At 73.2% G+C, this 13,948-nt stretch carries 9 protein-coding genes; 6 read left to right on the top strand and 3 right to left on the bottom strand.

From position 1 onward, the window contains the following. Positions 1-55 precede the first annotated feature (55 nt). Positions 56-493 carry a YciI family protein gene (locus ACZ402_RS02315; RefSeq protein ID WP_375822402.1) on the top strand — a complete coding sequence of 146 codons (438 nt, stop codon included), beginning with the start codon at positions 56-58 and terminating at the stop codon, positions 491-493. A gap of 28 nt (positions 494-521) precedes the next feature. Beyond that, positions 522-1,889, top strand: coding sequence for an RNA polymerase sigma factor (locus ACZ402_RS02310; protein WP_375822403.1), 1,368 nt, complete (start codon positions 522-524; stop codon positions 1,887-1,889). A gap of 33 nt (positions 1,890-1,922) precedes the next feature. Here the strand turns inward: ACZ402_RS02310 and ACZ402_RS02305 are convergent, their stop codons facing one another. Together ACZ402_RS02305 and ACZ402_RS02300 are read right to left on the bottom strand one after the other, a co-directional pair. Further along, positions 1,923-2,972 (bottom strand): aldo/keto reductase, encoded by a 1,050-nt coding sequence (locus ACZ402_RS02305; RefSeq protein WP_375822404.1) that lies wholly within the window; start codon positions 2,970-2,972, stop codon positions 1,923-1,925. A gap of 31 nt (positions 2,973-3,003) precedes the next feature. Next, entirely contained in the window at positions 3,004-4,050 is a 1,047-nt protein-coding gene (locus ACZ402_RS02300; protein WP_375822405.1) for a LacI family DNA-binding transcriptional regulator, read from the bottom strand. A gap of 323 nt (positions 4,051-4,373) precedes the next feature. Here ACZ402_RS02300 and ACZ402_RS02295 point away from each other — a divergent pair, with 323 nt between their 5' ends. The 3 genes from ACZ402_RS02295 (at position 4,374) to ACZ402_RS02285 (ending at position 10,943) form a co-directional block, all read left to right on the top strand. Further along, the gene (locus ACZ402_RS02295; RefSeq protein ID WP_375822406.1) at positions 4,374-6,647 is read left to right on the top strand and encodes a discoidin domain-containing protein; all 2,274 of its coding nucleotides are present in this window, start codon (positions 4,374-4,376) and stop codon (positions 6,645-6,647) included. A 154-nt stretch (positions 6,648-6,801) separates the two neighbouring features. Continuing rightward, positions 6,802-8,211 carry a DUF1996 domain-containing protein gene (locus ACZ402_RS02290; RefSeq protein ID WP_375822407.1) on the top strand — a complete coding sequence of 470 codons (1,410 nt, stop codon included), beginning with the start codon at positions 6,802-6,804 and terminating at the stop codon, positions 8,209-8,211. Between the two features lie 104 nt (positions 8,212-8,315). Further along, complete coding sequence (locus ACZ402_RS02285; protein ID WP_375822408.1) at positions 8,316-10,943, top strand: discoidin domain-containing protein; 2,628 nt, start codon at positions 8,316-8,318, stop codon at positions 10,941-10,943. Between the two features lie 762 nt (positions 10,944-11,705). Here ACZ402_RS02285 and ACZ402_RS02280 read toward each other — a convergent pair. Then, positions 11,706-12,731, bottom strand: a complete 1,026-nt coding sequence (locus tag ACZ402_RS02280; RefSeq protein ID WP_375822409.1) for a 3-oxoacyl-[acyl-carrier-protein] synthase III C-terminal domain-containing protein — start codon at positions 12,729-12,731, stop codon at positions 11,706-11,708. Positions 12,732-12,877: 146 nt separating this feature from the next. Between ACZ402_RS02280 and ACZ402_RS02275 the strand changes: the two genes are divergently transcribed. Beyond that, positions 12,878-13,930: a hypothetical protein gene (locus ACZ402_RS02275; protein ID WP_375822410.1), complete on the top strand. Its 1,053-nt coding sequence runs from the start codon at positions 12,878-12,880 to the stop codon at positions 13,928-13,930. Positions 13,931-13,948: the final 18 nt, after the last annotated feature.

The raw sequence follows: 13,948 nt of genomic DNA, 5'->3' as shown, positions 1-13,948 counted from the left end.
TGAACACGCCTTCACGACACTAGGGTCGAGGAGGCACTCACCGAGGAGGAACGTCATGCGCGTCATGGTCATGATCACGGGCAACGGGGCCGACGAGGACAAGATCGCCCCCACCCAGGAGATGCTCGCCCAGATGGGCGCGTACAACGAGGAGCTCGTCAAGGCGGGCATCATGCTCGACGGCCAGGGCCTGCAGCCCACGGCCAAGGCCGCACGCGTCGTGTTCCGCGGCGGCGAGACGTCCGTCGTCGACGGGCCGTTCACCGAGTCCAAGGAGATCGTCGCCGGGTACTGGATCTGGCAGGTCTCCTCGCTCGAGGAGGCCGTCGAGTGGGCCCGCAAGTGCCCCAGCGACCCGAGCATGGGCCTGGAGGAGGTCCTCGAGATCCGGCCGATCTTCGAGGTCGAGGACTTCGGCGCCGAATACACGCCCGAGCAGCGCGAGAAGGACGAGCGCCTCGCGGAGCAGATCCGCGCCCAGCAGGGCTCCTGAGGGTCACCGGGCGAGGACGGGCACGGCGATGACCGACGTCTCCCGCACCGTCGAGGCCGTGTGGCGCATCGAGTCGCCGCGGCTCGTCGCGGGCCTGGCCCGGACCCTGCGCGACGTCGGCCTCGCCGAGGAGGTCGCCCAGGAGGCGTTCGTCGCCGCGCTCGAGCAGTGGCCCGAGCAGGACGTCCCGGACAACCCCGGCGCGTGGCTGACGACCGTCGCGCGCCGCCGCGCCGTCGACCTGGTCCGCCGCGAGCGCACGCGCGACGAGAAGTACGCGCGGCTCGCGGCGGACCTCGCCGCGCCCGGTGCGCGGTCCGGCGGAGGGACGACGGCGCTCGCGCACCCGGGCGACGGCGGCGCCGTCCTCGTGGGGTCGGTCCCGTCCCCCGACGCGATCGTCGAGGATCCCGTGGGCGACGACCTGCTCGCGCTCGTCCTCGTCGCGTGCCACCCGGTGCTCCCGCGCGACTCCCGCGTCGCGCTCACCCTGCGCCTCGTGGGAGGACTGACGACGGACGAGATCGCGCGGGCGTTCCTCGTCCCGTCGGCGACCGTCGGGCAGCGCGTCTCGCGCGCGAAGCGGACGCTCGCCGAGGCGAACGTCCCGTTCGACGTCCCGCAGGCCGACGAGCTCGCCGCGCGCGTGCCCGCCGTGCTCGAGGTCGTGTACCTCGTCTTCACCGAGGGCTACGCCGCGACGTCGGGCGACGCGTGGGTGCGGCGCGAGCTCGCCGACGACGCGATGCGGCTCGGGCGGGTGCTCGCCGGGTTGCTCCCGGGCGAGCCGGAGGTGCACGGGCTCGTCGCGCTCATGGAGCTCCAGGCGTCACGCTTCGCCGCGCGCACCGGGCCCGACGGCGAGCCCGTGCTCCTCCAGGACCAGGACCGTGCACGCTGGGACCGCCTCCTCGCCCGCCACGGCCTCGCCGCGCTCGACCGCGCGCTCGCGCTGGGCACCCGCGCCGGGAAGCCGCTCGGTCCCTACTCCCTCCAGGCCGCGATCGCCGCGTGCCACGCGCGCGCCGCGACCTGGGCCGACACCGACTGGGAGGCGATCGTGGCGCTCTACGACGCGCTCGCGTCCGTCGCGCCCTCCCCCGTCGTCGAGCTCAACCGCGCCGTCGCCGTCGGCTACGCGGACGGCCCCGACGCCGCGCTCGTCGTGCTCGACGCCGTCGCGGACGACCCGCGCCTCGCCCGCCACCACCTCTACGGCGCCGTGCGCGGCGACCTCCTGACCCGGCTGGGCCGCCACGCCGAGGCCGCCGACGTCCTCGAACGCGCCGCGGCCCTGGCCCCGACCCGCCACGAACGCCAGCTCCTCCTCGAGCGCGCCGCCGCCGCGTCGTCGTCTGCCCATGGCCACGAGGTAGAACCTCCGGGCCCGAGGTAGAGCCCCGCGAGCTCTACCTCACGTCCGGTGGTTCTACCTCGCGAGGGCGGACTCGATCGCGTCCGACTCGTCGGGCGTGAGCGGGGGTGCCGAGAGCGCGGCGACGTTGTTCTCGAGCTGGCGGACGCTGCTCGCCCCGATGAGCGCGGAGGTGACGCGGTCGTCGCGCAGGACCCAGGCGAGGGCGAGCTGGGCGAGGGTCTGGTCGCGGCCGGCGGCGATCTCGTTCAGCGCGCGAGCCTTCTCGAGATACGCCTCGTCGAGGTTCTGCTCGGACAGGAACGGCGAGTCGGGGCGGGCTGCGCGGGACCCCTCGGGCGCGGAGCCGGAGAGGTAGCGGTCGGTGAGCAGGCCCTGCTGCAGCGGCGAGAACACGATGGTGCCGACGCCGAGGTCACCGACGACGTCGAGCAGCGACTCGCTCTGGACGCCGTCGTACCGGTCCTCGTGCGCCGGGTCCTCGACGTGGCGGTTGAGCATCGAGTAGCTGGGCTGGTGGATGAGCAGCGGGGTGCCGAGGTCGGCGAGGATCGCGGCGGCCTCGCGCGTGCGGGACGGCGAGTAGTTCGAGACGCCGACGTAGAGCGCCTTGCCCTGCTGGACGGCGTCGTGCAGCGCCCGCATGGACTCCTCGAGCGGCGTGCTCGGGTCCGGGCGGTGGTGGTAGAAGACGTCCACGTAGTCGAGACCCATGCGCGTCAGCGACTGGTCCAGCGAGGACAGGAGGTACTTGCGCGAGCCGCCGTCGCCGTACGGCCCGGGCCACATGTCGTACCCGGCCTTGGAGGAGATGACGAGCTCGTCGCGGTACGCGCCGAGGTCCTGGGCGAGGTGGCGGCCGAAGTTCTCCTCCGCAGAGCCGTACGGCGGGCCGTAGTTGTTGGCCAGGTCGAAGTGCGTGATCCCGAGGTCGAAGGCGCGGCGCAGCACGGCGCGCTGCGTCTCGAACGGGTTGACGTCCCCGAAGTTGTGCCACAGGCCGAGCGAGATCGCGGGGAGGTCGAGGCCGCTGCGCCCCGTCCGGCGGTAGGTCATGGTGTCGTAACGGTCGTCGGCGGCGACGTAGCGCGGGGCGAGAGGCATGGGCCCATTCTGCCCCTCCGGCACGGTGGGGCTACGCCGAGTCGCGCACGACGAGCACGGGGTCGAAGATCCGCGACGTGACCCGCGGCTCGCCGGTCTCCACCTGCTCCAGCAGGAGGCGCGCCATCTCGGCCGCCATCTCCTCCACGGGCTGGCGCACGGTCGTGAGGGCCGGGCGCGCGAGCGTGCCGGCGGGGCTGTCGTCGAACCCCACGACGGCGACGTCTTCCGGCACCCGGCGGCCCTGCTCGCGCAGCGCGTGGACCGCCCCCTGCGCCATGACGTCGTTCGAGACGAAGACGCCGTCGAGCCCCGGCGCGGCGCGCAGCAGCTCGAGCATCGCGGCCTCGCCGCTCTCGACCGTGAAGTTGCCCTCGACGCTCGGCACGTACGCGTGCCCCCGCCGTGCCATCGCGTCGCGGAAGCCCTCGAGGCGGTCCCGGGCGGCGAGGACGTCGAGCGGGCCCGACACCACCCCGACCGTCCGGCACCCGCGGTCGAGCAGGTGGTGCGCGGCGAGGCGCGCCCCGTCGGCGTTCGCGACGTCGACGTAGCTCACCGGCAGCGGGCGCGGCGGCCGCGCGAAGAGGACCACGGGTCTGCCCGTGGCCAGGAGCTGCTCGGGGAGCGGGTCGTCGGCGTGCGTGGAGACCAGCAGGGCGCCGTCGGCGTTGCCGAACCGCAGGTAGGACACGACCTGCCGCCTCGCCTCGTCGCCGTCGGCGAGCATGAGCACGGGGTGGACGTCGTGCGGTCGCAGCGACCGCACGAACGACCCCACGACGCGGCCGAAGAACGGGTCGGCGAGCAGGCGCGGGAGGTGCAGGCCGTCGTCGGGGCCCGGCTCGGCGCCGGAGACGACGACGGCGACCGTCCCGGTGCGGCGCGTGACGAGCGAGCGCGCGGCCCGGTTGGGCACGTAGCCCGTCGTCGCGACGGCCTCCAGCACGACCTCCTGGACCGCGGGGGCGACCTTGCGCTTGCCGTTGACGACGCGCGAGACCGTCGCGCGCGAGACGCCTGCCACCCGGGCGACGTCGTCGAGCGTCGGCGCCCGGTGCTGCACGTCCTCGCTCACGCTCCCGACGATAGCAGGGGTAAGAGCGCTTTCCCGGCCCTGCGCAGAAGCCGCCACCCTTCCGGTGTGACACGTTTTTCTTACTGACCAGTTTGTCAGACTTATCGTCCGTTTTTACCCTGTTTATACGGGTATTCCCGCCGCATTGAACGTGCCCTGCGCTTGACAGCCCTGGTGAGCGGGTGAAAACTCGGGCCTCGGGTAAGAGCGCTCTCCCTGCTTCACACCTCAGCCGCGGCGCCGCGGCTGGGGGCACGGCTCGACGACGAACTGTGCCCCGGGTCGACGCCGACCTGGGGCGGACGGAGAGGTAGACGAACACGATGCGCACCACATCCCCCACCGCCCCCGGGCGGCCCCGCAGACGCCGAGCGGCTCGCGCCGCGCTCGCGGCGCTGGCCTCCGGCGCTCTCGCGGGTGCGGCGCTGGTCGTGCCGGCGACGACCGCGAGCGCCGAGCCGGTGCTCCTGTCCCAGGGCAAGCCCGCCACCGCGTCGTCCGTCCAGGACGACTGGGCCGGGTACGCCGCGGGCAACGCCGTCGACGGCGACCTCGGCACGCGCTGGTCCAGCGCCTGGAGCGACCCCCAGTGGCTCCAGGTCGACCTGCAGCAGGACGCGGACGTCGACCGCGTGGAGCTCGTCTGGGAGGGCGCCTACTCCTCCGCGTACCAGGTCCAGGTCTCCGAGGACGCCTCCGCGTGGCGGACCCTCTACTCCACGACCCAGGGCGACGGCGGCACCGACGTGCTCGACGTCGACGGCGAGGGTCGGTACGTGCGCGTGCTCTCGACCGCGCGCCCGGGCGGCTACGGCCACTCGCTCTACGAGTTCCGCGTGTTCGGCGAGGCCGGCGGCTCGGGGCCGACCGACCCGACCGACCCCACGGACCCGACCGACCCTTTCCCCGACTACGTGCACCCCGGCCACCCGACGGTCCCGGTCAAGGACTCGGGTCCGAGCGTCGTGAAGGTCGTCGGCGGCAACGGCGACTGGGACCTCCAGGTGGACGGGCAGCCGTACACCGTGCGCGGGTTCACCTGGGGCGGCACGAGCGCGGAGGAGACCGGTCCGCGCATGCAGGGCCTCGCCGACATCAACGGCAACACGACCCGCACCTGGGGCACGGGCGCCGACTCGCGCGCGATCTTCGACGCCGCGGCCGAGCACGACGTCCGCGTCATCGCGGGCTTCTGGCTCCTGCCCGGCGGCGGGCCGGGGTCGGGAGGCTGTATCGACTACCGCACCGACACGACCTACAAGAACGACACCAAGGCCGACATCCTGCGCTGGGTCCAGGAGTACAAGAACCACCCCGCGGTCCTCATGTGGAACATCGGCAACGAGGCGATCCTCGGCCTGCAGAACTGCTACTCGGGCACCGACCTCGAGGAGATCCGCAACGCCTACGCGTCGTTCGTCAACGAGGTGAGCGTCGCGATCCACGCGATCGACCCCAACCACCCGACGTCGAACACCGACGCGTGGACCGGCGCCTGGCCGTACATCCGCGACCACGCACCCGACCTGGACCTGCTCTCCATCAACGCCTACGGCGACGTGTGCAGCATCGCGAGCGCGTGGGAGGCCGGGAACTACGGCAAGCCGTACGTCCTCACCGAGGGCGGCGCGGCCGGCGAGTGGGAGGTTCCCGACGACGTGAACGGCGTCCCGGACGAGCCCACCGACATCGAGAAGAGCCGCGCGCTGCCGCTGTCCTGGAAGTGCCTCATGGAGCACGAGGGCAAGGCGCTCGGCGCGACGTTCTTCCACTACGGCGTCGAGGGCGACTTCGGCGGGGTGTGGTTCAACGTCACGCCCGGCAACAACAAGCGCCTCGGCTACCACGCGATCGCCAAGACGTGGGGCGTCGACCTCACGGGCGTGAACACCGCCCCGCGCATCACCGGCATGGCGATCCCGGGCTCGACGGCCGTGACCGCCGGCGCCACGCTGGACGTCGACCTCGCCGCGACGGACCCCGACGGCGACCCGATCAACTACGTCGCGTTCTTCAACAGCAAGTACGTCGACGGCGCCGGGGGCCTCGCCTGGACCGAGCTCACGAGCACGGGCCGGGGGACGTTCTCGGTCACCGCACCGTCGCGGCTCGGCGTGTGGAAGCTCTACGTCTGGGCCGAGGACGGGAAGGGGAACGTCGGGGTCGAGACGCGGTCGTTCCGCGTCGTCGCACCGCCGGTCGCCGGGACGAACATCGCGCAGGGCAAGACCACCACGGCGTCGAGCTTCGACCCCTGGAACGGCAACTGGTCCCCCGGGCAGGCGACCGACGGCGACCAGGGCACGCGCTGGGCGAGCAGCTGGAACGACGACGAGTGGCTGACGGTCGACCTGGGCTCCGTCCAGGCGTTCCAGCACGTCCAGCTCGTCTGGGAGACGGCGTTCGGCAAGGCCTACCGGATCCAGACCTCCAACGACGGGCAGTCCTGGACGACGGTCCGCACGGTGACGGACGGCGACGGCGGGGTCGACAGCCTCGACGTCGCGGGCACCGGTCGCTACGTGCGGCTCCAGCTCGACGCGCGCGGCACCGAGTGGGGCTACTCGCTGTTCGAGCTCGGCGTCTACCAGCGCTGACACCCACAGACGTCCGGGTGGGGGCGGCGGCAACCGCCCCCACCCGGCACGGCGCCCGGTGACAGACGCCGGGCGTGCCCATCATCCGCGCAGCGTCGCGCGCTCCTGCCCGAGAGGCTCCGCAGCGCGCGACGACCTCGAAGGAGGAGGAAGCATGCACGGCACGACACGCACCACCACGCTAGCGCCTCCCCGGCACGGTACCCGCCGCCCCGGCACGCGCCGACGCCGGGTCGCCGCGACGATGACCGGCGTCCTCGTCGCGTCGACCTCGGTGGTCGTCACGACGAGCGCCGCGGCCGCCCCGGACACCCTGCTCTCCCAGGGTGCGCTCACGGCGGCGTCGAGCTCCGAGTCCGGTGGCCTGGGGCCCCGGTTCGCTGTCGACGGCGACCGGTCCACCCGTTGGGCCAGCCAGCCGAGCGACGACCAGTGGCTCCGCGTCGACCTCGGCGAGCCGCACGACCTCGACCGCGTCGTCCTCGACTGGGAGGCGGCGTACGGCAAGGACTTCACGGTCCAGGTGTCGCAGGACGGCCGGTCCTGGACGACCGTCGCGACCGTCGTCGACGGGACGGGTGGCGTGCAGTCGTTCGACGTCGACGTGGCGGGACGCTACGTCCAGGTCGTCGGCACCGAGCGCGGCACCCAGTACGGGTACTCGCTGTACGAGCTCCAGGTGTTCGGCGACGGCGACGCGCCGGACCCCGAGAACCCGCCGCAGTGGGACGACGAGGTCACGCACCACGAGTTCCAGGCGAACTGCTCGTTCTCGCACTTCCTGCCCGACGACCCGATCGTCTTCCCGGGGCAGCCGGGGAAGTCGCACCTGCACACGTTCGTCGGCAACCGCGTGACGGACGCGTTCACGGTCCCGGAGGACCTGTTCGAGGACACCGAGTCCACGTGCACGGTCCCGCAGGACCACTCGTCGTACTGGTTCCCGGCGATCGAGAAGAACGGCGTCCCGATCGAGCCCGACATCCCCATGACGATCTACTACAAGTCGGGGATCGACGACTACACGAAGGTCAAGCCCTTCCCGCCCGGCCTGCGGTTCGTCGCGGGCGACATGATGGCGACGTACGACGAGTTCCGGACCGCGCCGGGCGCCGTCGAGGGCTGGGAGTGCGGCGACATCTCGAAGAGCTGGGACATCCCGGCGTACTGCCCCGAGGGCACCGAGCTCAACATCCGCTACCAGGCGCCGAGCTGCTGGGACGGCCTGCACCTGTCCCCCGACGCCTCGGCGCACATGGGCCACGGCGCGCACATGGCGTACCCCGTGGACGGGCAGTGCCCCATGACGCACCCGATCGCGGTCCCGATGATCGAGTTCAAGATCGCGTGGCCCGTGAGCGGTGACATGTCCGACGTGCGGCTCGTGAGCGGCTCCGACCAGTCGTGGCACTACGACTTCATCAACGGCTGGGAGCCCGAGGTGCTGGAGCGCCTCGTGGAGCACTGCATCAACGGCGGGCTCCAGTGCAACCCGCGCGGGTACGACCTCTACAAGCCGCACCGCGGCACCGTCCTCGACGAGAACTACCAGCTCGTCGGCTGACACCCCACCGCCCGACGGGTGCGGCGTCGTCGACCACGACGGCGCCGCACCCGGGGCTCGGCCGTGCCCGTGGCACGACCCACCGACCCGAAGAAGGCAGGACCATGCATCTCCGACTCCCGGCCAGGCTCCGCCTGGCCTCCCTCGCCGCAGGGCTGACCGCGGCGTGCGTCGCCGCGCCGCTCGTGGCGGGCGCGGCGCCCGTCGCGGCCGCGGCGGAACCCGTCAACCTCTCCCAGGGCAAGCCCGCGACCGCGTCGAGCGTGCAGGGCGACTACGCCGCAGCACGGGCCGTCGACGGCGACCTGGGCACCCGCTGGGGCAGCGAGTTCGCCGAGGGCCAGTGGCTCCAGGTCGACCTCGGCCAGGTCTCGACGCTCTCCTCCGTCGCGCTGAGCTGGGAGGGCGCGTACGGCAAGGGCTTCCGCATCGAGGCGTCCGACGACGGCTCGACCTGGCGCACGCTGCGGACCGTCACCGACGGCGCGGGCGGGCAGCAGACGCTGCCCGTGTCCGGGAGCGGGCGCTACGTGCGTCTGCTCGGCACCGAGCGCGGCACCGGCTACGGCTACTCGCTGTGGGAGCTCCAGGTGTTCGGCACGCCGGGGACCGACGGCGGCCCGGTCGACCCTGGCGACCCCGGCGACCCCGGCGACGACTGCACGGCGAACGCCGCGCTCGGGAAGGCGGCGACGGCGTCGTCCGCCGAGGGCGCGTACGCCGCGGGCCTCGCGGTGGACGGCAAGGCCGACACGCGCTGGAGCAGCGAGTTCTCCGACGCGCAGTGGCTCCAGGTCGACCTGGGCGCGATCAAGCCCGTCTGCGGGATCGAGATCGACTGGGAGGGCGCCTACGGCAAGGGCTTCCGGGTCGAGACCTCCGACGACGGCACCCTGTGGCGCACGCTGCGCACCGTCACCGACGGGACGGGCGGCACGCAGGTCCTCGACGTCACCGGCTCGGGCCGCTACGTCCGGCTCGTCGGGACCGAGCGCGGCACCGGCTGGGGCTACTCGATCTGGGAGCTGCGCGTGCTGACCACGGCTGACGGGACACCGAACCCCGGCACGGGCGAGCCGATCGAGGGCGGCGGGGACCTCGGGCCGAACGTGCACGTGTTCGGCCCCGGCACCCCGGTCGCCGACATCCAGTCCGCCGTCGACGCCGCGTACGCCGCGCAGGAGGAGAGCCAGTTCGGCCTGCGCCGCGACCAGTTCCTCTTCGAGCCCGGCACGTACCCGGTGCACGTCAACGTCGGCTTCAACACCGCGGTCAACGGCCTCGGCAAGAACCCCGACGACGTGAACATCACGGGCGGCGTCTGGGCCGACGCGGAGTGGTTCGAGGGGAACGCGACGCAGAACTTCTGGCGCTCCATCGAGAACCTCGCCGTCACGCCGACCGGCGGCGACATGCGCTGGGCCGTCTCGCAGGCTGCCCCGATGCGGCGCATCCACGTCAAGGGCAACCTCATGCTGCACTCGTCCCGCTACGGCTGGGCGTCGGGCGGCTTCACCGCCGACTCGATCGTCGACGGCCAGGTGCGGGGCTACACCCAGCAGCAGTGGTACACCCGCGACTCGACGCTCACGGGCGGGTGGGACGGCACGCTGTGGAACATGGTGTTCTCCGGCACCGAGAACGCCCCGCCGACCACGTTCCCCGAGCCCGCCGTCACCACGCTCGACACCACCGGCACGATCCGCGAGAAGCCGTACCTCTACCTCGACGGCGACGACTACGCCGTCTTCGTCCCGTCGCTGCGCGAGGGCACGCGCGGCGCGACGTGGAAGAACGGCTCCACGCCCGGCACGTCGATCCCGCTCGACGACTTCTACGTCGCGCACCCGGGCGACACCGCCGAGCACATCAACGCCGCGCTCGACCAGGGCCTCCACCTCCTGCTCACGCCCGGCGTCTACGAGCTCGACGAGACGATCAAGGTGAACCGCGCCGACACGGTCGTGCTGGGGCTCGGCTACGCGACCATCGTGCCCACCGCCGGCCAGACCGCCCTGCAGGTCGGCGACGTCGACGGCGTCCGGGTCGCCAGCGTCCTGTTCGACGCCGGGGCGGCCGAGTCCCCGAGCATGCTCACCGTGGGCACGGACGGCTCGACCGCCGACCACGCGGACGACCCGATCTCGATCCACGACGTGTTCGTGCGCGTCGGCGGCGCGCACGCGGGCAAGGTCGACAGCGCGATCGTCATCAACGCCGACGACACGATCGTCGACCACATCTGGTCCTGGCGCGGCGACCACGGCGAGGGCATCGGCTGGGACGTCAACACCGCCGACTACGGCCTCGTGGTCAACGGCGACGACGTCGACGGCTACGGCCTCTTCGTCGAGCACTACCAGAAGTACAACACCCTGTGGCACGGCGAGCGGGGGCGCACGATCTTCTACCAGAACGAGCTCCCGTACGACCCGCCGAACCAGGCCGCGTGGAACCACGACGGCATCCGCGGGTGGGCCGCGTACAAGGTCGCGGACCACGTGCAGGACCACGAGGCCTGGGGCCTGGGCTCCTACTGCGTGTTCACCTCGGACGCGTCGATCGTCTCCGACAACGGGTTCGAGGTCCCGATCACCCCGGGCGTCAAGTTGCACTCCCTGCTGACCGTCTCGCTCGGCGGGGTGGGCACGTACGAGCACGTCATCAACGGCGTCGGCCCCCGCGCCAGCGGCGTCGAGACCGTCCCGGCGAAGGTCGTCAGCTACCCGTAGGCCGGTTGCGTCGGGCGGCCTTGCGGTCGCCCGACGCGACGCCGTTCACCGATCGGTGCGAGCGGTCACTGGTCACCTCCGGCCCGACACCTCCGCGGAGGGCGGGGCGGGTCTACCATCCGCCGCTCGTTCCTCGCGGCTCCCGCCAGGCCCGCCACGACCCGCCCCACCCTCCGCTCCGGCGTCGGACCTCGTCCTGGCCCTCACCTCGGGCGACGGTTCAGGACGTGGGCCGGGTCGGCGTCGGGACATCACCGCCGCCGCCCTCCACCCGGTGCAGGGGCCGGGTCGACGGCGACGCACCCACCGACCGTCACGGCGACGGCTGACAAATGACGAGATGCGAGTTGTTGCCCCTCCGCGTACGGAGAAGAGGGCAACAACTCGCATCTCGTCGTCGGGGCCGGGCCGCTGCCGCGGCGAGCCGCGCGCCGACCTTGCCCAGCGCGGGCGGCGTGCGCCGACGCCCAGGTGAGTCGCGGTGCCGCGGCACCCCGTCGCTCCGTCGCGGCACTCACGTCCGCGGTCACCTCGGTGAGACGGACGGGGAGGTCGGGTGGAGCGAGGGGTGGGGCGGGTCGTGGTGGGCCTGGCGGGAGCCGCGAGGGACGAGCGGCGGATGGTAGACCCGCCCCGCCCCTCGCGGAACTCGACCGGACGCGACCCGACCGCTCGACCCCGGGTGACCCGAGGCGCTCGACCAGGGCGACCCGGAGCACCCGACCGCTCACCCGGGAGCGACCCGAACGGCGGCGAAGAAACTCAGCGGGTCGGGGTCTCCACGACCTGGCCGGCCCAGGCGAACCCGCCGCCGAAGCCGAAGAGCAGTGCCGGGACACCGGCGGGGATCTTGCCGGCGTGCCACCACTTGGAGAGCCCGAGCGGGATGGACGCGGCGGACGTGTTGCCGGACTCGACGATGTCGGTGACGACGATCTTGGACTCCAGCCCGAGCGACTTCGCGAGCGGCTCGATGATGCGCAGGTTCGCCTGGTGCGCGACGAGGACCTCGATGTCGTCGAGCGAGACGCCGGAGCGCTCCACGACGGAGCGCGCGCGGTCGGCCGCGCGGGTGATGGCCCACTTGAAGACGGCGCGGCCGTCCTGGGCGAACTTGTCGGCGGGCGACTCGATGAGCACGGCCGGGGTGAGGTCGGGCTCGGAGCCCCAGGTCACGGGCCCGACGCCGGGCTCGTCCGTCGCGCGCAGCACGGCGGCACCCGCGCCGTCGGCGGTGAGGATGCACGTGCTGCGGTCGGTCCAGTCGGTGAACGCGGTGAGCTTCTCCGCGCCGACCACGACGGCCGTGCGGGCGGAGCCGGCACGGATCGCCTGGTCGGCGAGGCCGACGGAGTGGGCGAACCCGGAGCACGCGACGTTGACGTCGAGCACCGCAGGCCCGACGACGCCGCGCAGGTCGAGCTCGGACGCCTCCTCGGGCGTCGACTGCCCGGGCATGACGCCGGTGCGCAGGTGGTAGGCGACGCGCCCCGCGGTGTTGGGCGAGCGGTCGGTCGCGGTGGCGGTGGCGACGATGACGAGGTCGACCTCGGCGGGGTCGACGCCCGCGTCGGTGAGCGCGTGGCGCGCGGCCGCGGTGGCCATGTCGGCGACGGTCGTGTCGTCGTCGGCGACGTGCCGCGTGACGATCCCCGTGCGCGAGCGGATCCACTCGTCGTTGGTCTCGACGAGCTGCGCGATGTCGTCGTTCGTCAGCGTCTTCTCGGGCTGGAAGTGACCGAGGCCGGCGATGCGCGACCCGGCCGCGCCGGTGGCGGGAGTGAGCATGAGGTCGATCATGTCACGCGCCGCCGCGCCCGAACGACCTCGTCACGAGACGCGGACGGACTCCGCCGCGCGCCGGGCCGGTGACATCACACCCGCCATCCCCTACCCTGCACTTGACGCTTTCTTGACCAGAGAGGAGGGCCGTCATGACCGCATCGCGCGACGACCTCGACGGACCGACCGCCGCCCCGCCGGCGGACGCCCCGGGCTGGGGCTCGGCCTCGGAGCCGACGGCCGGGCTGACGGGCCTGCCCGGCAACCCGGGGTTCCTCAGTCCCGGCGTCCCGGCGTTCGCCGTGCGCGACCGGCACGGCCGGGTCGTCGTCGAGACCCCGCTCTCGCCGCCCGCCCAGACGCGCTACCTGACCCGGCTGGTCCTCGGCTCCGCCGTGCTCGTGGCGGTCGTCGGCGGGGTCGCCCTGGCTCTGCTCGCCGGTCACCTGCTCGGCCCGGGCGCGCTGCCGGGCGGTCGCCCGGCGCCGTGGTGGCTCGTGGTCGCACTCGCCGTCGTCGCGCTCCCCGCGTGCGTCCTCCTGCTGGGCGTCCACACCGTCTCCCACGGTGCGAGCGGCTCCGTGCGCGTGGCCTCGCGCCTGACGTGGGCCACCGTGCTCCTCGCGCTCGCGCTGGGGACGGGGACCGTCGTCGGGCTGGACCTGGCCGGCGTCGCCCACCCGCTCGCCCGGGACCTCGAGCTCGAGCCGCTCCTCGCGCTCGCCGGCGTCGCCGTCGGGGCGCTGGCGTGGGGCGTCGTCGCCGTCCTCGCGACGGCCGAGGCGCAGCTCGAGGCCCGCGCCGTCCAGGAGCGCCTGCGCGCGCTGCGGCGTGACGGCGTCCGCGCTCTCGGCTCGCTGGTGGACCGGCGGTACCAGGGTGCGTGGACCGACGACGGGCGGCCCCGGTTCGACGCGACCGTCGCCTACGGCCCGCCGGGGGCGGAGCGGAGCGTCGAGGTTCTGCTCGTCGCCCCGCAGGACCGCGTGCCCCTGCCCGGCGCGCCGGTCGTCGTCGTGCACGACGTGCGCGACGCCGCGGACGCCGCGGACGCCGTCGCGCGGTCCCGCCGACACGGCCGCCGGCCCCGCCTCGACCGCTGGCTCGACGACCTCGTGCTCGTCGAGCTGGACCAGTCGCGACCCGTGGCCTACGACCCCGACGCCGCGGCGTTCGCGAAGGAGGAGTCCGCGAGCGGCACCTGAGCCACGACCAGGGCTCTA

The sequence above is a fragment of the Cellulosimicrobium sp. NPDC030954 genome, assembly GCF_055571305.1.
The sequence above is the reverse complement of the archived record's forward strand: the minus strand, read 5'-3'. Positions and strand labels throughout refer to the sequence as shown.